At 66.7% G+C, this 20298-nt stretch carries 21 protein-coding genes; 9 read left to right on the forward strand and 12 right to left on the reverse strand.

The window, feature by feature from the left end; translation table 11 throughout:
• Positions 1–317: 317 nt before the first annotated feature.
• The 7 genes from A5780_RS14125 (at position 318) to A5780_RS14155 (ending at position 7172) form a co-directional block, all read left to right on the forward strand.
• Complete coding sequence (locus A5780_RS14125; protein WP_156769499.1) at positions 318–3575, forward strand: ADP-ribosyltransferase; 3258 nt, start codon at positions 318–320, stop codon at positions 3573–3575.
• A 50-nt stretch (positions 3576–3625) separates the two neighbouring features.
• Positions 3626–4186 carry a type VII secretion system-associated protein gene (locus tag A5780_RS14130; RefSeq protein WP_169812394.1) on the forward strand — a complete coding sequence of 187 codons (561 nt, stop codon included), beginning with the start codon at positions 3626–3628 and terminating at the stop codon, positions 4184–4186.
• A gap of 39 nt (positions 4187–4225) precedes the next feature.
• The gene (locus tag A5780_RS14135) at positions 4226–4615 is read left to right on the forward strand and encodes a hypothetical protein (RefSeq protein WP_063012624.1); all 390 of its coding nucleotides are present in this window, start codon (positions 4226–4228) and stop codon (positions 4613–4615) included.
• A 17-nt stretch (positions 4616–4632) separates the two neighbouring features.
• Complete coding sequence (locus tag A5780_RS14140) at positions 4633–4935, forward strand: hypothetical protein (RefSeq protein WP_063012622.1); 303 nt, start codon at positions 4633–4635, stop codon at positions 4933–4935.
• Positions 4936–4949: 14 nt separating this feature from the next.
• A complete protein-coding gene (locus A5780_RS14145; RefSeq protein ID WP_063012620.1) occupies positions 4950–5798 on the forward strand; it encodes a hypothetical protein in 849 nt (282 codons plus the stop codon).
• A gap of 82 nt (positions 5799–5880) precedes the next feature.
• Complete coding sequence (locus A5780_RS14150) at positions 5881–6756, forward strand: hypothetical protein (protein ID WP_156769500.1); 876 nt, start codon at positions 5881–5883, stop codon at positions 6754–6756.
• 29 nt (positions 6757–6785) lie between these two features.
• On the forward strand, positions 6786–7172 hold the full coding sequence (locus A5780_RS14155; protein WP_064908659.1) for a hypothetical protein: 387 nt from the start codon (positions 6786–6788) through the stop codon (positions 7170–7172).
• A gap of 38 nt (positions 7173–7210) precedes the next feature.
• Here A5780_RS14155 and A5780_RS14160 read toward each other — a convergent pair whose 3' ends face one another.
• The 5 genes from A5780_RS14160 to A5780_RS14180 form a co-directional block, all read right to left on the reverse strand.
• Entirely contained in the window at positions 7211–7537 is a 327-nt protein-coding gene (locus tag A5780_RS14160) for a hypothetical protein (protein WP_064904522.1), read from the reverse strand.
• A gap of 33 nt (positions 7538–7570) precedes the next feature.
• Positions 7571–9235, reverse strand: a complete 1665-nt coding sequence (locus tag A5780_RS14165; RefSeq protein ID WP_063012607.1) for a hypothetical protein — start codon at positions 9233–9235, stop codon at positions 7571–7573.
• Positions 9236–9275: 40 nt separating this feature from the next.
• Positions 9276–9626, reverse strand: a complete 351-nt coding sequence (locus A5780_RS14170) for a hypothetical protein (protein WP_064908660.1) — start codon at positions 9624–9626, stop codon at positions 9276–9278.
• Between the two features lie 123 nt (positions 9627–9749).
• Complete coding sequence (locus tag A5780_RS14175) at positions 9750–10058, reverse strand: DUF6802 family protein (protein WP_030513482.1); 309 nt, start codon at positions 10056–10058, stop codon at positions 9750–9752.
• Between the two features lie 154 nt (positions 10059–10212).
• The gene (locus A5780_RS14180) at positions 10213–10404 is read right to left on the reverse strand and encodes a PspC domain-containing protein (RefSeq protein ID WP_030513481.1); all 192 of its coding nucleotides are present in this window, start codon (positions 10402–10404) and stop codon (positions 10213–10215) included.
• 147 nt (positions 10405–10551) lie between these two features.
• Here A5780_RS14180 and A5780_RS14185 point away from each other — a divergent pair, with 147 nt between their 5' ends.
• Positions 10552–12213: an ABC-F family ATP-binding cassette domain-containing protein gene (locus A5780_RS14185; RefSeq protein WP_064908664.1), complete on the forward strand. Its 1662-nt coding sequence runs from the start codon at positions 10552–10554 to the stop codon at positions 12211–12213.
• Between the two features lie 59 nt (positions 12214–12272).
• Positions 12273–12707 carry a hypothetical protein gene (locus A5780_RS14190; protein ID WP_064908665.1) on the forward strand — a complete coding sequence of 145 codons (435 nt, stop codon included), beginning with the start codon at positions 12273–12275 and terminating at the stop codon, positions 12705–12707.
• Between the two features lie 14 nt (positions 12708–12721).
• Here the strand turns inward: A5780_RS14190 and A5780_RS14195 are convergent, their stop codons facing one another.
• The 7 genes from A5780_RS14195 to A5780_RS41850 form a co-directional block, all read right to left on the reverse strand.
• Complete coding sequence (locus tag A5780_RS14195) at positions 12722–13729, reverse strand: hypothetical protein (RefSeq protein ID WP_063012604.1); 1008 nt, start codon at positions 13727–13729, stop codon at positions 12722–12724.
• On the reverse strand, positions 13716–15089 hold the full coding sequence (locus A5780_RS14200) for a hypothetical protein (protein WP_063012602.1): 1374 nt from the start codon (positions 15087–15089) through the stop codon (positions 13716–13718). Before A5780_RS14200 ends, A5780_RS14195 begins: the two co-directional genes overlap by 14 nt.
• Entirely contained in the window at positions 15086–15490 is a 405-nt protein-coding gene (locus A5780_RS14205) for a hypothetical protein (protein ID WP_231982951.1), read from the reverse strand. The genes A5780_RS14200 and A5780_RS14205 overlap by 4 nt, the downstream gene beginning before the upstream one ends.
• A gap of 302 nt (positions 15491–15792) precedes the next feature.
• The gene (gene glmM, locus A5780_RS14210; RefSeq protein ID WP_063012600.1) at positions 15793–17160 is read right to left on the reverse strand and encodes a phosphoglucosamine mutase; all 1368 of its coding nucleotides are present in this window, start codon (positions 17158–17160) and stop codon (positions 15793–15795) included.
• Positions 17161–17365: 205 nt separating this feature from the next.
• Positions 17366–17878: a 30S ribosomal protein S9 gene (rpsI, locus tag A5780_RS14215; protein ID WP_030513474.1), complete on the reverse strand. Its 513-nt coding sequence runs from the start codon at positions 17876–17878 to the stop codon at positions 17366–17368.
• Complete coding sequence (rplM, locus tag A5780_RS14220) at positions 17875–18318, reverse strand: 50S ribosomal protein L13 (protein WP_030513473.1); 444 nt, start codon at positions 18316–18318, stop codon at positions 17875–17877. The genes rpsI and rplM overlap by 4 nt, the downstream gene beginning before the upstream one ends.
• A 177-nt stretch (positions 18319–18495) precedes the next feature.
• On the reverse strand, positions 18496–20256 hold the full coding sequence (locus tag A5780_RS41850; RefSeq protein ID WP_231982952.1) for a hypothetical protein: 1761 nt from the start codon (positions 20254–20256) through the stop codon (positions 18496–18498).
• Positions 20257–20298: the final 42 nt, after the last annotated feature.

Consider the following 20298-nt stretch of genomic DNA (forward strand, 5'->3'; position numbering starts at 1 on the left):
ACCTCAGCGAGATCCGCCGCTGATTCCGCGCGCCCAACCCACACGGCGAGTCCGAGAGCGGGGCCTCGCATCGCCCCTCCGAGCCGTCACCGGCCCGCCCCGAACCAGCCGCGCGGACACATCCGGAGCGGGCGGGCCGACTACATCCGGACCCCTCCGCCGGTCCCGCACGCCGTCCGGTTCCAGGGCCCGATGCCCGCAACACGGCCCGACCGACAGGCGCCACAACACATCCCGGCGCCCACGGACCCGCCGCCGACAACCATGCCGTGCACTCCTCGCCCACCCATCCGGCGAGCCCGCGACCGCACAATGGTGTGCCCCACGAAGGGGGCCATCCCGCTGCGCCGCCACACCACAACCCGCCGCCCGGTGACCACTCGCATTCCGACGAAGGTGCGGTCGGCCGCGACGGTGTGCGCCGATTCGGATCCGACGAAGCAGGCCAACGCTACGGCGACAATCGCTTGGCACATGTGCTGCACTCGTTGCCTCCCGAACTACAGCATGCGGTACGTCAGTACACGGTCCAGTCGTTCCCGAACGGCTTCCTGCGCTCGCCCAATCCGTTGGAGGCAGTCGGTCGTCATTTCGACCATCTGCGTGCCGAAAGTCATGCCGCCGCAGCCCTGACCCATGCGAATCGTGGCGAAATGCCTCGGACGGTGGCGGATCTGGATCGCATGGCGATGCGGCGCGACCTGGATCCTTTCCAACGCCAGTGGGTCGACTTCGTACGTTCACAGCCGGATCCGGCAGCCCGACTCGACGCATTGGCGAGCAATCAGGGGAACTGGAGGTTCCTGCACCAGTACTTCGACGGCCCGCCCACGGTCGAGGCCTTCCATCGGCGGATCGCGGAAACCGACGCCGCACTCAACAGACCGCTTCCCGAATCCGTCCAAGTACTGAGAGGGCTGCACGACCTCTCGTTCATGGAGACAGAGATGGGACGTCAACTCGGAGCGGGCGGTGATCCGCGTGCCTTGATCGGCACAACACAAACGGAACGCGCCTATATGTCAACGTCTCTGGGCGCGAATCTCACTCAGGTCGACGGCCGGCCATTCCCGTTCCGGATCGAGATGACGGTCCCGGCCGGATCCCCCGGCCTCTGGATGGGCCACGACAGCGCGTACCCCGATCAACGCGAGCTGATTCTGCAACGGCATACCCGGTACCGAATCAACGACATCGTCCATACCGGATGGGTCCAGACCGAATCCGGCATGCGGCCGACATTCACCGTGCACGCGGAAGTTCTTCCGCCCGAGCACATGGCCGCGCCGGCGGCCGAACACGAGCGACCATCAGCTCCCGCATCACGAACGGAACCCAACGCATCCGGCCCACATCGAAACGACGCGAGCGGACCGGCACCGCACGAATCCGCGCGTCGTCCATCGGATGCACAACCGGCGCCTTCGACTCGGCGCTCGGACGCCGACCACAGCAATCCAGCGCGCACCCCACCGCGAGACGAAGGCAACGCCGGACCGACCGGTCATCCGGCCGAAGTGCCGGCACGCGGCGAATCGATGCGCCCGAGCGAATCTCGCCCGGGCTCCGGAGCACCCGCGACCGCACCGAACGGTAGGCCACCCGCGACGCCGGTCACCGCAGCGGACGGACCTCGCCCCGACCACTCGGCCGGAGATGAGGAACGGCGCCACGGCCCCGGCTCCTCGGTGCCGCGAGAACCCGGACCAGCCGTCCATCGCCCGGGCGAACCGACAACGACGACAACGTCGGTCGACCGGTCGAGCCCGCCATCTCATCGGTCCGATCCCGAACCCGTGGCTCCCACCCGGACCGACGGTGTGAGGGCGGACCTTCGCCCGGAATCGACCCACACCGCACCAGAAGCTTCCGGTCCCGGCGAGACTCGCGGGAACCGCCACATACCGGAATCGGGCAGGCGTGACAGCGCGCCCGCACACACGAGTCCCGAACGTGGCGACGCAGTAGCGCCGCACCACCAATACGCTCCCGATCATGGTCGCGGAGAACCGACGCCCGAACAGCATCAAGCTATCCGTGATTACACCGACCCCGACGGGAACCACTACACCGAGCTCAACAACCGTCTGCGCAACCACACCGAACTCGATCCGGACCAGCAGCAACTCGCACAACGGATCTCCGATGGTCTGGGCAATCTGCCGGCCCACACCGGCACCGTCTGGCGTGGCACCTCACTGAGCCCCGAAGAGATAGCGCGGTATGTTCCCGGCGAAACGGTGACCGAGCCCGCGTTCACCAGTACCTCCCGGGACCCTCGACGCACCTTCGTCGGTAATGTCGAATTCGTCATCCACTCCAGCACCGGCCGCGATATCTCAGAGCACTCCGTGCGGCCGGGTGAACGAGAAGTCCTTTTCGATCGCAACACCACGTTCGAAGTGCGCGGTGTCACGCACGATCCGACTGCCGGGCTGTTCGGGCGCACCCGGATCTACCTCTACGAGACACCTCCACACGTTCCCCATTCCGAGGATGCGGCTCAACACCACGACACCGACGATCATGAAGGGTCCACAGATCACGAAATCGAGACCGGCACAGGCGAAGTGGAACACTCGGTCCTGCACGGCCCCGACCGCACTGCCATAGGTGACGACCCCCAGACGCATCGTGTCTACGACAATCTCCGCAATGAGGGCGAACACGATGTCATCGTCCATGGGAACCGCTTCGGCCGCCCGATCCCCGGGCACGAGAACGAGACCAGTCCGCAATACGTTGCCGACGCGATTCGGAACAACCCGAACTACCAGCCGGGCACTCCGGTCCGCCTGATCTCCTGCCATGCGGGCAACGACATCGGCTGGGCTCAGCAGCTCGCCGACGAACTCGGGGCGCCGGTACGCGCACCGTCGGACACCGTCGGCGTGCGTCGGGCCCCCGACTCGCCCGCCGTCGTTCACGACGGTGGGCACTGGGCCACCTTTCACCCCGGCGGTGCCGAACCCACACAGGAACCGCACCACGTCGACATCGCGGAATCCGATAACTCGGCCGTCACCACCGAAGGCCGCCGGGACGGCTGGGACATCATGGCCTCGGACGACAACCACCTCGAGGCAGCCGTGGACCCATCGGTGGACATCAGCGACATGGGCGTGGATCCCCGATGGCGAACCGACAACGAACCTCTCTATCGCAGTGACAACAGGCCGCCCGCTGTGATTTTCGACCAGGGGTTCTACCCCCGAGATCCCTCGTTCACGGACCTCTCGCAGTACGTAGAGGACGATGTCCCTTCGGCTTTCGTCAGCACATCGACACGCGAGGATATCGGCGAGGAATTCGGAGGGCGTTTCACTTATGAGCTGGACGCTCCCGGAGGAATCGATGTCAACGAGACACTCGGCGCCCACACGATGGAATACGAATCCGAAGTGGCATTTCCGGGAGGAATCCGCGGCGAGTTCATCGTAGGTGCGAGGTCGTACAGCTACTCGACCGGAGAGTACGGTGACTTCATTCCCAATCCGAACTACGTCACCAGAGACGACGGGGATCCCGGTGCCGGAGGGAGACCGTCCGAGAGCGATGAGAGCACCGACGACTAGCATGGACAGATACTGACCGGTCGATCCGATTCTGGATGCAGGAGATGAGAATGACCGATAACACACCACCGCCGATAACTCCCGCGCTCCGAAAGGCTGCCGCGGAACAACCCGGAGGATGGGTGTACGTGATCGACCCGTTCTTTCCTCAGGATGGAAACGTTCCCCCGTACGGAATCGAGGGGGCATGGAAAGTCGACGACGAAGGAAAAATCAGCGGCGAATTCCAACGCAACGCCAAGTACCGCCCGTCGCCGGTCAAGCTGGGGATGCCGAAGCCCGGTGACGACACCGAAAGGCAATTGCAACTGGCTGCGACGGGGTATGGGACGGAGGAATCCCTCATGAACGCATTACGGTCATCCGATGTGTACATCCCTGGCGACGGAACTGTTGAGACAGTCGTATATTCGGATTCTCGGGGAGATTTCGTAGCACTGTACACCCGGCCGGAGATCGTGCCGGAGAACTACCGGTTCGTTGAGCGGGTACCGTTCGAAACCCTGCTACAACGCTTACCGGACGATGCGTCGGTCGTAGTCAATCCCGGCACACCGAGTTCTGTGCGGATTCCGGTCGCGGCATTGATGGAAGGCGGCACCGGTCGATAACTTTTTACCACATTCGATACTCGTCGAAAAGAGTTTACTGTGCAGAATCTTCGAGCGGTCGGCATATATCGGGAAATGTACCGAAAAGACAAGCCCGAATTGAAACCGCTATCCGAGTCGTACACCACCCGAATCATAGGCGACCGCGATCGGATTGCGGACTATATGCAGGCCGGGACCCCTGTATTCGATGTCATGGAAGATGTCGTAGATATGGTGGACGGCCGTGAGTGGATCCGTAGCGGACCCACTCTCGTTTCGGACGGCGAGTGGATATGGCGGCTGGATTCGATCCACTATCTGAGAAACTACTCGCTCGACATGCCACAGGAATTCGTGGACCATGTGCGTCGGCAGAACTACCAGCCGCCGGGGGTCATCGATGTGACCGATGCACGATACGACACTGCAATCGCCGCATACTTCTGACCGAACCGGAGCGCACGATGACCTATCAGCCGGACCGCCCTTCCGCCGCCGACCCCGCCGAACAGCGTCGAGTCGACGAAAAGATTGCGGCGCGAATGGGCATCTCGGTCGAGGAGTTGCATGACATCGATCGCCGAGTGGCCGAAGATATCGCCGCCCGAGACGCCGTACCGGCCGAGCAGCGGATTGTCGACGACAACCCTAAATTCACAAAGGGATTCGGCCTGGTCACTCCTGAGAACGAGATCCAACCAGGCGAAATACGGGAACATTACCGGAATCCCGGGGCCGCATCACCCACCGACGAACAACCCTCGTAGACGGGATCATCATCGTGAACTCCTGGGACGACACCAGCTACAACTGGGGCCCCCTCCCGCCGCCGGGGACGCCCGAGTATCCGGAGCCGAAACCGCAGCGCGATCCGCTCGAAGGGCGATACGAGCCCTGGACTCGTAAACCCTTGTTCTACTGGCCGATCCTGATCCGCGGTGAGTTCGTCGGTCACATCTGGGCGTCGCAGCACCACAACTCCGCCGGACTGGTTCGCATCCTGAGTCGTGACGACTTCTCTTGGATGGACGTCTGGCGGGAGCGGCTCGACGCCGCCTGCAAGCAGGGATTACGTCCCGTCGATGCTGTACAGCGCTGGGTCGGCGCGCCCGAAGATCCCATCGGCGGCTACATCCCCGCCGACGCACCTGTCCCCGACGCGCCGAATCTCGACGCTCTGTACCAGCGCACCAACCCTGGCGGCCCTGCGGCGCCTGGACCTCTCATTCAAGACGGCGAATTCCCTGACGGCACACCAGTGAATCGCGCGCAGGGCTGGGGACCACTCGTCTCCGCACCCGCTACCACCTACCCCTCCACCACCGACTCACCGGTTCGGTATCTGCCGATTATCAAGAGCGGCAACCTTATTGCCTACCTGTGGGCGTCGACCACCAACGACGCGGCCGGCTACCTGCCCCGCGCGGCAGCGGGCAGAACCGCACAAATTGCCGCCGGCCTCTGGAAACTTCGCATTACCGAGGGCTACGAACAGAACGTTCCACCGCTCGAAATCCTCGACAGATGTCGCGCCTTCCCTGAAGACCACATGTCAGGCATGATCCAACCCAACGTGCCGGACGCGGAGCTTCCCACAGTGCAACAGCTCGTAAATCTCGCACAGCAGTAGCGGATTCACCGCACAAGCTCGTCGGCAGGGCTCGAGCTCGACTTCACGCCCACCCGATGTACACGGATGAAAGGAACGACGTGTGGCGGAGGCGATCGTCAGTGACAAGTTCACTTTCGCCAACCAGCCCCCTGCCGCCCCACCAGGCTACGAACCTCCAGCCGGTTTCGGTGCGCCGATGGCACCTCGCGCCACATACGAGGGCTGGACCAGGCAACCGGTCAGATATGTGCCTGTCATACGACGCGGCAAATTCATGGGGTGCCTCTGGGCATCGGCGACCCACAACTCCGCCGGTTTCATCCGCAAGATGTCGGACGGCGATCCGCTGTCCGACCCGTCGTGGACCGCGATCGACACGTGGGCGGACCGGCTGGCCGCCGCCTACGCAGACCGGCTCCCGGCCCAGCAAGCGGTACAGCAGTGGATCGGTGCGGCGGAGCATCCCGAGGGTGGTGGAATACCCGCCGGCGCTTCGGTCAGGCGAGCCGAAAGCCTTACTGCCCTATACGAATTGGTGAACCCGGGCGGCCCTCCTCCGCCCGACCCGCTGGTACAGGACGGTATGTACCCCGACGGCACGCCGGTCGACCGCTCACAGGGCTGGGGCCCGCTGGTCAGCACGCCGTTGCGCCGCTACCCAACCAGCACATCCAGTGCAGTCCGCTTTCTGCCGATACTGAAGGAGGGTCGGCATATCGGCTATCTCTGGGCCTCGGTCGAGAACGACGCCGCCGACTACCTTCCTCTCCGGTCCGCCGGCAGGACAGCGCGCATCGCCGCCGGTCTCTGGCAATTGCGATTGAGCCATGGGTACAGGCAGCAACTTCCGCCACTGCAGACCCTTCATGACAGTCGCCACCATCCTGAAGACCGCCTCTCCGGGATGATCGAACCGAACGCTGTGGAAGACGAACTTCCGTCACTGGAACGACTGAAGGCAGTCGCCCAGCGTTAGCACAGCGATCGGCGAGGGGGAGCGGAACGGTGAGGATTGCCGAGTTGTTCGGGGCGTTCGATTCCGAAGGCATGCCCGCACCAGCCCACGAGCGTCCTTCGTTGGATGACGCCGAACGTGAGGCTGTCTTGCGATTCCTCTCTGGTGGGACGATCGCGGCGCGAACGAGCGGGCGCACGATCGACAGGATTGATGCGTCGAGAGGCAAGGTCGTGCCTGCCTCCTTCGCGACCGACGGCACATGGATGTGGTCGCGCGCAGTCGCGTACTACCTGCGAGAACACGATGTCGTTCCGGAACCTGCGTTCCTGGCGCACATTCGAGAATGTGGTTATGCAGCTGCGCAGCCGGGCCCTGCCGAGCTATCGGTCGCTGTGCGCATGCTCCGATCCGCGGAGAGGGACAACGGCCTGTGACCAACTCGGCCCGGCCGTGACGAGGGAAGCCTGCCGGTTCAGACCAGCCAGCTCTTGCGGCGGTAGTAGGCGTCGTCCTCGTCTTCGGCGTCGATCGGGGCGACGGCCTGGTTGGCTTTCCGGGCGGCCGCGGCGCGGGCTATCGCTTCGCGTTGCTCGCGGGCCTCTTCTTCTTGGCGCTCGCGCTCCTCGGCTTCGGCGGCGGCCAGGCGTTCGGCTTCGGCGACGCCTCGGTCGATCTCCGCGGCGAGATGTGCGCCATTGGCGGCGAGTCGGCGTTGAGCTTCCTCGTAGTCCTCGTTGTGGTTGCGCAGCCAGCGGCTGTGTTCGTACATCACCTCTTCGAGGTGGCGGGCGAGGTCCATCTCAATTCTCCCGGGTGGTCAGCGGTGGACGAGTCAGAGTGGGCCCGCCTCGGCCAGTTCCGCGCCCGAGCCGTTGGGATCGGGCGGCGGCCCCTGCGGCGGGACGGCCGGCGGCTTGTGATCGGTTTCGGAGTCACGGCGAGGCGGCGGGGGTGTAGCCGGGTTGACCGGATTGGCTTGACTACCACCGTTTTCGCTCGACTGACCACCTCCGGCGGGTGGCTGTTGGTCGGTCGGCTTCGGTGGCGGAGGTGCCTGATCATCGTTGCCCGGCTTGCCGACACCGCTGTCCTGCTTCTGCTCGGTGTCATCGGGCTTGCGGCCGTCACCGGGTTGCTGCCCCTCGCCGAAGGGCTGACCATCACCTGCGGGTGAGTCGCCAGGGTGCCCCGCGTCCCCCTCCGCACCCGGCTTCTTGTCCTCGGTGTTGATCACCGGGTTGCCGTGCTCGTCCAGCTTCATGCTGTAGGTCTTCTCGTCGCCCGAACTGTCGGACATCACGACCTTCAGCTCACCGTTCGGACCCATCTCGAACTTCAGATGTCTTCCGGCGATGTCGAATTCGGCATTCGGTTTACCGTCTGCGGCCCCCTTCGCGTCATGCGGCTGCAACAGCGACTGCACTTGCTGCAGGGCACCGTCGAACCCTTGCTGGATCGCGGTGGACAACGCTGTCGCTCCCTGCGTCAGCGACTGCCCGAGCGTGCTGACCACCGGAGAGAGCTGGGATGCCACCTGACTGATCTGCGCAAGTCCGTCGAGGCCGGAGGTGACCGTCGGCGAGACCGACGACGGGACGGTATTCCCCGGCGTCGATTGATTACTGGGGACCGAATTCGCCGGAGCTGGGCCCGGATTGGCGGGTGCCGGTCCCGGATTGCTCGGAGAAGGCCCCGGGTTGCTCGGCTGGGACGGCTGCGGAGTCCCTGCCGGCATCGGGTACGCCGAGACATCCAATCGGTCGAGGGCGTCCGATATGCCGCCGTAGAGCTGCTCGATCGTTGATTTCGTCCGCGCGCAAAGGTCATTGAAAGACTGGACAGTGTCTTCCACACCCTTGACGAAAACCGTTCGAAGCCAGTCCGTGGCCGTGGGCCCGTACTGCTTGGCAATCTGCATCGACACCACGGGCGCGTACGAACCCGGGTTCTTGTACTCGGCAGCCACCATGATCATCCAGTCGATCTTCTGCCGCCCCGCGCTGCCATCGAAGTCCGGGCCGTCGTCCTTCCAATACTTCTTTACCGCTTCCGCCTTGCCCAAGACCGCATTTCGCAACGAGCCGGGCGCGAACGCCAAGCCCAACGACACCTGCTTGACCTGGTCGTAGTCCGTCTGCGCACGCCGGACTTGCTGGTCGAGCAGGGCATGTGCGTCATCTCCGGCAGTGCCCTGCCAGATGGATTGGACGGCGCCGAGTTGCGTCTTCTGAAGTTCCAGTTCGGTATCGGCCTCGCCGACCACGCGGCTGAGATCCTGTGCGACACCGTCCAAGGCGGCAAGGTCCATGCCTCGCTCGGTATCGTATTTGGCACATAAGGATTCGTAGGACGGCATCTCTGCTCGGCCGAATCCGAGAAGTTTGTTGACCTGCGCGTACCGGGGCAGATATTCCTGGAAGAACATCAGCCCGGTGCAACCTTCGTCCAGGATCTTATCTACGGAGGCGTCGGTAGAAACGTTGAGAGTCACCAGCATTCACCACCACGGACACGATGCGCACGACATCGGGAACACATCAGACGCGCGCCGCTGCGGGCGTTGTCGGGCTCAGATTCACACCCGTCGCGTTGAACTTTTCGACATTGGAGTCATCGACCGTCGAGTAGGTGTCGGCACTGGTGCTCATCGTTTCCCCCATCTTCGCGATCGCGGTTTGCCAATTCTTCAACCAGGCGGTCAGGTGCCCCAGCGAGTGGTTGATCTTGACACCGTCGGCAGTGTAGTCACGGCCGGCCTGCGGACCCCCGAAGGTATGCGACGTCAACTCCGTGGTCTTGTTGTCGAGTACACCCGCGGAGCCCTTGAGATTCGTCGCCATCCGCTGAAGCGACACGACGTCCACCTTGACGTGCCCACCCGAAGCCATCGTTAGCTCCCCTCCCTCGCTGACCTGCGGCCGACGCCACAGCCTTCCCGTACTCTCTTGGACGCGCTCGGACAGCAGCCGGTTCCATCACGTACCGGCGGTCGAAAACCGAAGCCCCGCCGCTCACTTGCCCATTTTGCCCTTGTCCACCTGGACCCACTCGGTGCGGCCGTCGGGATAGTGGTGGAACTCCCAGGCGGAGTAGTCGCCGCCGTCGTCGACGATGCTGACGTGGTCGGCGTAGCCGTCGTGGTCCATATCGGACCAGACTTCCATCGAGTGGTCGCTGTGGAAGGTTTCGGTGTCCAGGATGCCGTCCGCGTCGATGTCCTGGGACGGGTGGTTCAGCTCCACGGCGCCGATGCCGCCGAGGTCGGAGTGTGCGTCGACTTCCGGCAGGTCCAGGCCCGGCAGATCGCCCGAATGGATCATGTATGTGCTCCTCGAGGGACGTGCGGGAATTTGTTCCATCCTGGCATCCGGAAGCGGCGCTGCGCATCCCCGGCCCGGCATGTTGTGGATAACTTGCCGGCGCCGAGGTGGGCCGCAGGTTTGCCTGTGGATAACTACCGTCGCATCGCGTCCGCTACTGCTTCGGGATGACGATCCACAGCACCAGGTAGACGATGAACTGCGGGCCGGGCAGCAAGCAGGACAGGACGAACAGCAGGCGGATCAGATTGGCGTTCCAGCCGAAATATTCGGCGAGGCCACCGCAGACGCCGCCGATCCACTTGTCGGAGCTCGATCGGGTGAGGCGGCGGGTGGGGGCGGTCATGACGCTCTCCTTCTGTCACGGTCGTGCGTGGTGGTTCCACTGTGCTGTGCGGGCGCCCTCGCGCGCATCGGGCGCGAGACCCATCCCGACCCTGATTTCCACGGCCCGGGCTCAGGGTGGTACCCCGAACCCGGCAGACTCGTGGGCGTGAGTACGACTCTGCATGCGCACGGCCTGTCGGCGGGGCACGGAGACCGGGTGCTGTTCGAGGACCTGGATCTGGTGCTGGCGCCCGGTGATGTGATCGGCCTGGTGGGGGTGAACGGAGCGGGCAAGTCGACGCTGTTGCGGATGCTGGCCGCTCGCACGCCGCAGACGGGCCGGATCACGCTGAGCCCGCCCGATGCGACGATCGGCTACCTCGCACAGGAACCGGAACGCCTGGCCGACGAGACGGTGGCCCAATTCCTGGCCCGCCGGACCGGAGTGGCGGCGGCGCAGCTGGCGATGGACGCCGCGGCGGAACAGCTGGCGACCGACGAGACCGCCGCCGAGGACTATTCGGCCGCCCTGGACCGCTGGCTCGCACTGGGCGGTGCCGACCTGGAGCCGCGAGCCGCCGAGGTGGCCGCCGAGTTGGGACTCACCGAAAGATTGCCGCAGGGCCTCGACACGCCCATGACCGCGCTGTCGGGTGGGCAGGCGGCGCGGGCCGGACTGGCCTCGGTCCTGTTGTCGCGCTTCGACATTCTGCTGTTGGACGAGCCTACGAACGATCTCGACCTGGAGGGCCTGACCCGGCTGGAGAATTTCGTGACCGGGGTGCGAACGCCGTTGATGGTGATCAGCCACGATCGCGAGTTCCTGGCTCGCACCGTCAACCGGATCGTCGAACTCGATCTCGCCCAGCAGCAGGTCGGCAGTTACGACGGCGGTTACGACTCGTATCTGGCCGAACGCGAGATCGCCCGCCGGCACGCGCGGGAGGCCTACGAGGAGTACGCCGATACCAAGGCCGGGCTGGAAGCGCGGCAGGTGATGCAACGAAACTGGCTCGAACATGGCGTACGCAATGCGCGCCGGAAGGCTCGCGATCCGCGAAAGGTGGACTCCGACAAGGCCGGTCGCAAGATGCGGGCCGAATCCACCGAGAAACAGGCTTCGAAGGTGCGCCAGACCCAGCGCCGCATCGAACGGCTCGAGGCCGTGGAGGAGCCGCGCAAGGAGTGGGAGCTGCGGATGTCGATCGCATCCGCACCGCGCAGCGGCTCGGTGGTGGCGACGCTGTCCGACGCCGTCGTGTCGCGCGGTGAGTTTGCTCTGGGTCCGGTCACCACGCAGGTCGACTGGGGTGATCGGATCGTCCTGACCGGTCCCAACGGTTCCGGCAAATCCACACTGCTGGCGCTGCTGCTGGGCAAGGTGGCTCCGGATGCCGGGGCGGCGTCGCTGGGTTCGGGCGTGGCGATCGGTGAGGTCGATCAGGTGCGTGGCCTGTTCCGTGGAACGGCCACGCTCGCCGACACTTTCGGCGCCGAGGTACCCGACTGGCCGGAGGCGGAGATCCGTACGCTGCTGGCCAAATTCGGGCTCCGCGGCCCGCACGTGCTGCGCGCCAACGACACTCTGTCGCCGGGTGAGCGCACGCGCGCGGCGCTGGCGCTGCTACAGGCACGCGGGGTCAATCTGCTCGTCCTCGACGAACCGACCAACCATCTGGATCTGCCCGCGATCGAACAGCTGGAGCAGGCCGCCGAGTCCTTCGACGGCACGCTGCTGTTGGTCACCCACGATCGCCGCATGCTCGATACGGTGCGTGCGACGCGGCGCTGGCACATGTCCGCCGGACAACTCACCGAAGACCGGTGAACCAGAACCTGCTCGGCATTGCGATCGCGATGCCTCACGCGACCGCCCAGGAGATTCGGATGGACCGGATACAGCTCGGTGTCGACACCCGGATCACCCTGCTGATCGCGGGCCTTCTCTTCGTCTGGGCGCTGCTGCTGGGCGTGTGGAAGTACCACGGGATGCGGACCTCACCGGAGGGGCATGCGCACCCCTACGTCGATATCGCGCATCGCGCGGCCCTGATGTACAGCTTCGCCGCGCTACTGCTCGCGGTCTTCGTGGAGCTGTCGGACTGGCCGACGCCGGTGAATCTCGTTGCGGCGCTGGTCGTTCTCGGCTTCTTCGCCGGCGCGGTCGCCTCGTACTGCCTGCACGGGCTGCGGCGGGACACGACGAATCAATTCCGCGGCGATATCGGGCTGCCGCTGCGATCGGCCATGTACGCGCTGATCGTCTGCGAAATCGGTGGCTTCCTCGTGCCTTTCACCGGCTTCGTGCACGCTCGGTTCTGAACCTTCGATGTGGTTCAACCGGCCGCGATGCCGGTGATCAGCGTGCGGCCCGATTCCGCTCGGGTGCTGATGATCTGGGTGAAGGCATGCGGCTGTTCGTCCGGCTTTTGCTGGGTGAGGCGGACTTCCCACTGCCCCTCGTCGCCGGTACGGGTGATCTGCACGCAGTAGCGGGTGCCGACCGGCACCTGGTTGATACCGCGCTGAATCTGGTCGGCCGGCGGCACCGACGAGTCGTCGGCGACGACGGCGCGCGCGGCATACCCCGACCGCTGGACGTAGTACGCCCGCTCGAAAGCCAGGATGGCGTCCGGGCCGCTCGCGGTGCCTCCGGGGTCGGTACCGGAGACCACTTCCGCGGTGCGCTGCTGCTCGCAGCCGTCGGTGGCGATCGTCGAGGTCGCCGCCGCCGTGGTCGAGGGCGGCGACGGGGTGACGCTCGCCGAGGTGGGCACCGGCACCGCCGCGACCATCGGCGGTTTCGTCGCGGCCGGTTGCGACCGCTTCCCCGTGTGGATGACGGTCAGCACCACCGAGACGACGACGATCCCCACACCGATCAAAGTAAGTGCGGCCAGCAATTTTTCACCACGCCGATGATCGCGGCGCGGCCCGGCCTGGCGTGGGCGAGGACGTCGCAGCGCAGGACCGGGGTTACCGCCCGAGCGGTCGACGATGTGCGGAACCAGCGTCGATTTGTCGACCAGGTCGGGATCGGTCAACGGCCCCCCGACCGGGATGCGCCGCGGTTCCGGTTCCGTCTCGGGCTCGGGGTCGGGGATCGTCCGCTGCGCGGGCTCGAGCCACTGTTCCCACTCACCCGACGGATAGACCGCCGGCTCCGGACCGGGCCGCGCCGGCGGCACGGCCACGGCGCCGTGATAGGTCGCCCCGGCCGTTCGGTTCGGGTTCCGCCGGCCCGGCCGCCGCTTGCGGCCCTGCTTACCGACGGGAGTCCGGACCATCGGCAGGCCGAGGTCGAAAGGATTGTCCTGCTGCGGGTCCGGCTCAGACCGTGTCATCGCCGAAGTCGCCGATCACGGCGGCGGGAACCGTTGTCTCGGCCGCCGGCACGGTGACACCGAGCTGACCGTCGCGAGGTTTGTGGTCCTGTCCGCTACCGGCCGGCGGCGGCAATGCCATACCTCCGGCAACGCCGCCCGGATGGGCCGTCTCCGGAGCCGGCGCGGGAGCGGGGGCCGGTGCCGGTGGTTTCGGCATCGGTGCCGGGTCCGCGGGTGGCGGGATGATGGACGACGGTGACGGCGGTGGCGGATCGGATTTGTCGGCCGGGGTCTTGTCGGCCGGCGCCTTGTCGGGCGCCGGGGCGCCCGGAATGATCGAGCCCGGCCCGGTCGTTCCGGGAGTCGCCTTGCCGGGGCCGAAGTCGAACAGCTTCGCCGAATCTCCGGAATTACCCGCCGGATTCGTCTTGTCGCCGGTGGCGTGGTCCGGGTTGATCAGCTGCGGTATCGCCTGGTCGACCGAGGAGGCCACCGTGTCGATGGTGTGTGTGCCCACCTCGGCGATCTTGTCGATCAGGTGGGTACCGATATCCACACCGGCATTGATGGCCGAGGTGCCGATCTGCACACCGGCCTGCACGAGCAGCTGCTGCAGTTGCAGCTGCGCAAGCTGAGCCGGATCGATCGGCTGTCCGGGCGCCATCCCGTATTGCGCTGGGACCGTGCCGTATTGGCCCGGAATCGCGCCGTAGGCGCTGGGCAGCACAGTATCGGGGGTATCTCCCCACGCCTGCGAGGAGTTCAGTCCGGCGGGCGTGGTGACCGTCAGCGGACCCATCTCGTCCAATCGGCGCGAGTGATCGTCCATTTCGGTGCGCGCGGAGGTGACCGTGGTGATCGCATCGCGCAGCGCCTGGGTGGCCCGGTTGATCACCGCATCGGTATCCGGGGCGGCGGTGGCGTTGCCGAGGATGGTTCGAGCGTCGCGCCGGAAATCGGCGATGATCCGGTCCATCCGGCCGGCCGCCCGTGCGCTGGTCGCGTGGGCATCGGCCAGTACGCCCAGATAGGCCGGGCCCCGATCGGAGATGTCACCGATCTGAGTTTGGGTGGTGCGCAAGGCCGGAACGGCCGCGTCGGAGCCCGGCCCCGTCCAGGTGGATTCCAGCGCGTGGACGCCGTCGCGGTGTGGTCCCTCGGTGTCGGCGGCCTGTGTGGACGCGCTGGACAGCGCACCGGTGATGGCCGAAGAAGGTGTCGCGACACCGGTGCCCAGCGAGGCGCGCAGCTCCAGCAGCGGCTGGACCAATGTCGCGACGATCGGCGGATCCACGGACGGATCGGATGACGTTGCGGGCGACGTGGTGTCGTTGCGGGCGGCGGTGGGCCGGCGCCGCAATCCGATCGGACGCCTCATGACCGCGGCTCCGTCCGGGTGATCGCGACGGCCGAGTCCTCGTCGGTACCCTGCACACCCGCGGTGTAGGTGTTCAGACCCCGCCCGTAGGCCGAGACCAATTTGCCCGCGGTGGACAGCGCCTGTGCGTGTTCGGACACCGCGGCCGCGAATTTGGCGGCGAAATCCGCCCCCACGAGCCCGAGGTCGGTCGCCAGCTGCTGTGGGTCGACCGCGCCGGCCGCCACGGAAGCCGCCGAAGCGAGCTGTTGGGACACGGTATTCGCGATGGACGTATACGCGGCCATCGCCGCGGGATCGACCCGCATCACCGTATCCGGAGCAGGTGCGGTGGCGGTTGGTGGCGCCGGATTCGCGGAGTCGTCGAGCGTCGGAGACAGATCAAGCTTCAGCGGTTCCACTGTTCCCCCTCACGGAAATCAAGCTTCGCTGTCGCGTCATGATGTGCGTCCCACCATACTTCCCGCAGCCGACAGTCGCGCCCCCATCGCCGGGACCGTCGGCGCGCCAACGCCCTTCACGCGACGTGGCGAGGACCCGCGACCGGCCATCGATACCGACTGTGACCAGGCGATTTTCGCCGATCGCGCGCGAATGCGGCCATCGCGGCCGCGGCTCCGGCCCTCGGCAACGGCCTAGACAGCCGCACCCCTACGCGGCGTACGCACCCCGTCCGGCGCGCCACGCGGCGCGGCCGCCGAAGTCAGACCGCGGCGACACACTTGGCGAGATCGTCGGCGAGTTGTTTGGCGCGATGCGAATCGGTCGCCTCGACCATGACCCGGATCAGCTGCTCGGTCCCGCTCGGGCGCAACAGCACTCGGCCGTCGTCGCCGAGGACGCGCTCGGCCTCGGCGACCGCCTCGCGAACCTCCGGCGCGGCCGCGACCGCGGCTTTGTCGGCGACGGGGACATTGACCAGCACCTGCGGCACGGTCGTCATCACGCTCGCCAGATCGGCCAGGCTGCGCCCGGTCTCCACCATTCGCGCCATCAGTTTCAGACCTGTCAGCAGTCCGTCACCCGTGGTGCCGTATCGCGGGAAGACCAGATGTCCGGACTGCTCGCCACCCAGGCTGTAGCCACCGCGGCGCAACTCCTCCAGCACGTAGCGGTCGCCGACGGCGGTGGTGCGCACGGTGATTCCGGCATCGCGCAGCGCGATGTGCAGACCCAGATTGCTCATCACGGTCGCCACCAGGGTGTCCTGGACCAGCTCGCCCGATTCGTGCATCGCCAGGGCGAGAATGGCCATGATCGCGTCGCCGTCGACCACGGTGCCGGAGGCATCGACGGCGAGGCAGCGGTCGGCGTCGCCGTCGTGTGCCAGGCCCAGATCGGCGCCGTGCTCGAGCACCGCACGCTGCACGTTCTCGAGATGCGTGGATCCGCACCGCTCGTTGATGTTGAGCCCGTTCGGCTCGGCGTTGATCGCGACCACGCGCGCGCCCGCCTCGCGGTATGCGGCCGGTCCCACATCGGAGGCCGCGCCGTGCGCGCAGTCGACGACCACGGTGATGCCGGATAGATCGCGGCCGGTGGCCTCCACCAGATGTTCGACGTAGCGCTCATGGGTGCCGGCCAGGCTGTAATGGTCCTCGACACGACCGTCGACGCCGGAGAGGCTGAGCACCCGGCCGATGCCCGCACCGGTCGGACGCACGAAACCCTTGGCGCGGACCAGTTCCTCGATCTTGTCCTCGATGCCGTCGTCGAGTTTGTGCCCGCCCGCGGCGAAGATCTTGATGCCGTTGTCCGGCATGGCGTTGTGCGAGGCGGAGATCATGACGCCCAGGCAGGCGTCGTAGGCGGCGGTCAGATACGCGACCGCCGGGGTCGGCAGGACCCCGACCGAGAGCACACTCATTCCGGCGGCGGTCAGGCCGGCGGTCACCGCGGCCTCGAGCATCTCGCCGCTGGCGCGTGGATCGCGGCCGACCACCGCCACCGCGCGCGCTCTGCCCCGGCCCAGCACCTGTGCCGCGGCCGCCGAAATCTGCAGTGCCAGTTCCGGACTCAGCGAGTCGTTGGCAAGGCCGCGGACTCCGTCGGTACCGAACAAACGCCCCATCTATCTCGCCCCTCGAGTTGAATTGCGGTGAGCGCGGAGACCCTGCGTTGCGGACGCAGGCTGCCCGCCCCGGCCTACCGTCGATCGATACAGCACGAGAGCAGGCGCCCAGGAGTGGGCGCCTGCTCTCGTACGGGGTCGCGTCGGCCGTGCTCCCACCGGCACACCGTGTGGGTGCGAGTGGGAGCGGCCGCGCGCTGCAAGATCAGCGCTTCGAGTACTGCGGAGCCTTGCGGGCCTTCTTGAGGCCGTACTTCTTACGCTCGGTGGCACGCGGGTCACGCGTCAGGAAGCCGGCCCGCTTCAGGGCGGGACGGTCGTCCGGGGTGACCTCGATCAGCGCACGGGCGATGGCGAGGCGCAGCGCGCCGGCCTGACCCGACGGGCCGCCGCCGACCAGGCGAGCGTGCACATCGAAGGTTTCGGTGCGCTCGACGGTGACCAGCGGGGACTTCACCAGCTGCTGGTGCACCTTGTTCGGGAAGTAGTCCTCGATGGTGCGGCCGTTGAGCACGAACTGGCCGGACCCCGGGACCAGGCGAACCCGGACCACGGCCTCCTTGCGGCGGCCGACGGTCTGCACCGGGCGGTCGATGACGACCGGCGCGGCGAAGCCCTCGGACTCGGTGTACTCGGCGTCGTAGCCGGCACCCTCGTCGACGACCTCCACGGCGGCGTCTTCGACGTATTCCTCGTTGAATTCCTCAGGAGCGGTCACTGGGCCACCTGCTTGATCTCGAACGGAACGGGCTGCTGGGCCGCGTGCGGATGCGACGGGCCACCGTAGACCTTCAACTTGCGCGCGATCTGGTTGCCCAGCTTGTTCTTCGGGATCATGCCCTTGACGGCACGCTCCACGACGCGCTCCGGCCGGGTGTCGAGCAGCTGCCCGACAGACCGGGACTTCAGGCCACCGGGGTGCCCGGAGTGGGTGTAGAGGAGCTTGTCCTCACGCTTGTTGCCGGAGACGGCAACCTTGTCGGCGTTGATGATGATGACGAAGTCGCCACCATCGACGTTGGGGGCGTAGGTCGGCTTGTTCTTGCCACGCAGCAGATTCGCTGCCTGCACGGCAAGGCGGCCGAGCACTACGTCAGTGGCGTCGATGACGTACCACTGCCGGGTCACGTCACCCGCCTTCGGGCTGTACGTAGGCACAGTGCTTCCCTGTCTGTCGTTGATGTTCTGCCAGCCAGGCGAACGGTCGAGTGATCCCGGCGGCCGGTGGAGACCCGGGGGCTCGTGGGACGGCACGGACGAATCCGCGACGTACCGCACGCCGAACGACGACGATACCAGGGTCGGTTCGAGGTCCCGAAATCGCGTCCGGACTCGTCAGATGTGAATGGGCGGTCCCGAGTCGAACACACCGGGGAAGGTCGGAACGACGTAGTGCAGATTGTCGACCGCCAGATGCGCGCAGGGATGGTCGGCGACCGTCCGCATACCCGGGCCCGGGCGCTCGACGGCGTTCGGTGTGACCGAACAGGCCGGGCTCGGCTCGGGCGCGCGTGAGACCTTGTCCACGGCCGGCCACGAGCCGAAGTCGGATTCCGCGCCGATTCCGGCCGACGATCGCGCATCGACGGCCGCCGCGCCGCCGGGACGCGCATCGGAGGCTCCGGATACCGCCGCCGAGATGTGGCCGGGAAGCGGCCGCGCCATGTGATCCGGTTCACCGTCGGCGTGGATCGCGAGCGCCGCCAGCGCTACCGCTCCGACGATCGTCGGGGCGCCGAACAGATTGTCCTTGACCTTGCTCCACAACTTGCCCTTGTGGGCGTGTTCCTCGTGGTCCGGTTGTTCCCCGGCCGATGACCGACCACCGGATTCGGTGGTCCGCTGATCATCGACCGGGCCGGCCGGGGGGCGGGTGAACCTGCTTTCCACCTGGCCGGCCTCCCGGGTCATCCGGGTGGTCGGCTCACCGGCCGGAAGCGGCTGCGGGCCCGATCCGGGCCCGGCATCACGCGCCGCGTGCCGGCCCTGGGCGAGGCCCTGCGGATTCGGCGGCTCCGGACGATGGTGCGGTTCGGCGGGCGGGCGGGCCGGATCCGCCAGCCCCGCATGCCGGCCCGCGTTCTCGGCCCGGGAATCCGGTTGCGGCACACCGCGATTCGGGCTGCCCTGATTCGACGCCGCCTGCATCGGGCCGGGTCGCGGCGGACCCGGCTGATTCGGCACCGCCGGGTTCGGCTGATTCGGCACCGCCGGACCCGGCGCGGGAGCCGGCCCCTGCTCCGCCTCGGCGTATTCGCTGTCGGTGACCAGCAGATGCGCAGCACCCAGCACCAGGGCGTGCATCGGATGATCGGCGACCCGCAACCGGTTGCCCAGATGGTTCTGGAACGCCAGCCGCAACGCGTCGTTGAAACACACATTGCCGGTGAGCAGCACCGTCGAGGTGTCGGCGCCGATCGAACGGGCCGCGGCCATCACCTCGATGACGACGTTGTCCGCCGAATGCGCGTCCCGCATCGAATCCGGGGTGATCGGGACCCCGACCGATTCGGTGGGCTGCTCGTCGTCCCCGTTGACGGCCACCACCAGGCACACCCGGCCGTCGGAATAGACGCCGGTCGCGCCGACGCCGCGGCGGCCGCGCGCGGGCGGCTGTACCAGGCCCAGGGCCCGCACATAACCGGACAGTGCCACGGATTCGGGCAGTGGGTCGGTGACGACGTCCATCTGCTCGATCAGACGGCAGTACTCCTCGACCTTCTCGTCGGCCCAGTCGTCCGGAAACGGCAACGCCACCACGTCGGGCTTGCCCCGCAACCGGGAGCCGATCGCGGCGAGCGGGTTGTAGAGCCGGGCACGGAACACCAGCTCCGCCGGCCAGGTCGCCCCGGCGATGCGGATCTGCTGATGCCCGAGGATGTCACGCACGTCGGAGACCGCGATGCCCAGATCGGGCCGCTGCCGGTCCACGCCCGCGGTGTGCAGTCGCCCGGACTTGTCCGCCAGCAAATACGCAGGCGGCGTATATGTGCCTTCCACCTGGACCGGGCGGATCGGTATCCCACCGCCACCGGCGGCCACGGACACCACATCCCATCCGAGATGTATCGCCCCAACTCGAGCCGTCACATGCATAAGTGTGCCTGCTGTCGCGTCGGCACGCTCGGGGCAGGGCCG

This window comes from Nocardia sp. 852002-20019_SCH5090214, from assembly GCF_001665865.1.
GTDB lineage: Bacteria > Actinomycetota > Actinomycetes > Mycobacteriales > Mycobacteriaceae > Nocardia > Nocardia nova.

What these genes read in the sequence shown, in the direction of transcription:
- A5780_RS14180 (WP_030513481.1), bottom strand. Translation starts at nt 10,404, where the DNA reads ATGACCGCCCCCACCCGCCGCCTCACCCGATCGAGCTCCGACAAGTGG.
- A5780_RS14165 (WP_063012607.1), bottom strand. Translation starts at nt 9,235, where the DNA reads ATGCTGGTGACTCTCAACGTTTCTACCGACGCCTCCGTAGATAAGATC.
- A5780_RS14160 (WP_064904522.1), bottom strand. Translation starts at nt 7,537, where the DNA reads ATGGACCTCGCCCGCCACCTCGAAGAGGTGATGTACGAACACAGCCGC.
- glmM (WP_063012600.1), bottom strand. Translation starts at nt 17,160, where the DNA reads ATGGGGCGTTTGTTCGGTACCGACGGAGTCCGCGGCCTTGCCAACGAC.
- A5780_RS14170 (WP_064908660.1), bottom strand. Translation starts at nt 9,626, where the DNA reads ATGGCTTCGGGTGGGCACGTCAAGGTGGACGTCGTGTCGCTTCAGCGG.
- A5780_RS14195 (WP_063012604.1), bottom strand. Translation starts at nt 13,729, where the DNA reads ATGACACGGTCTGAGCCGGACCCGCAGCAGGACAATCCTTTCGACCTC.
- A5780_RS14190 (WP_064908665.1), top strand. Translation starts at nt 12,273, where the DNA reads ATGGACCGGATACAGCTCGGTGTCGACACCCGGATCACCCTGCTGATC.
- A5780_RS14140 (WP_063012622.1), top strand. Translation starts at nt 4,633, where the DNA reads ATGACCTATCAGCCGGACCGCCCTTCCGCCGCCGACCCCGCCGAACAG.
- A5780_RS14200 (WP_063012602.1), bottom strand. Translation starts at nt 15,089, where the DNA reads ATGAGGCGTCCGATCGGATTGCGGCGCCGGCCCACCGCCGCCCGCAAC.
- A5780_RS41850 (WP_231982952.1), bottom strand. Translation starts at nt 20,256, where the DNA reads ATGCATGTGACGGCTCGAGTTGGGGCGATACATCTCGGATGGGATGTG.
- A5780_RS14130 (WP_169812394.1), top strand. Translation starts at nt 3,626, where the DNA reads ATGACCGATAACACACCACCGCCGATAACTCCCGCGCTCCGAAAGGCT.
- A5780_RS14175 (WP_030513482.1), bottom strand. Translation starts at nt 10,058, where the DNA reads ATGATCCATTCGGGCGATCTGCCGGGCCTGGACCTGCCGGAAGTCGAC.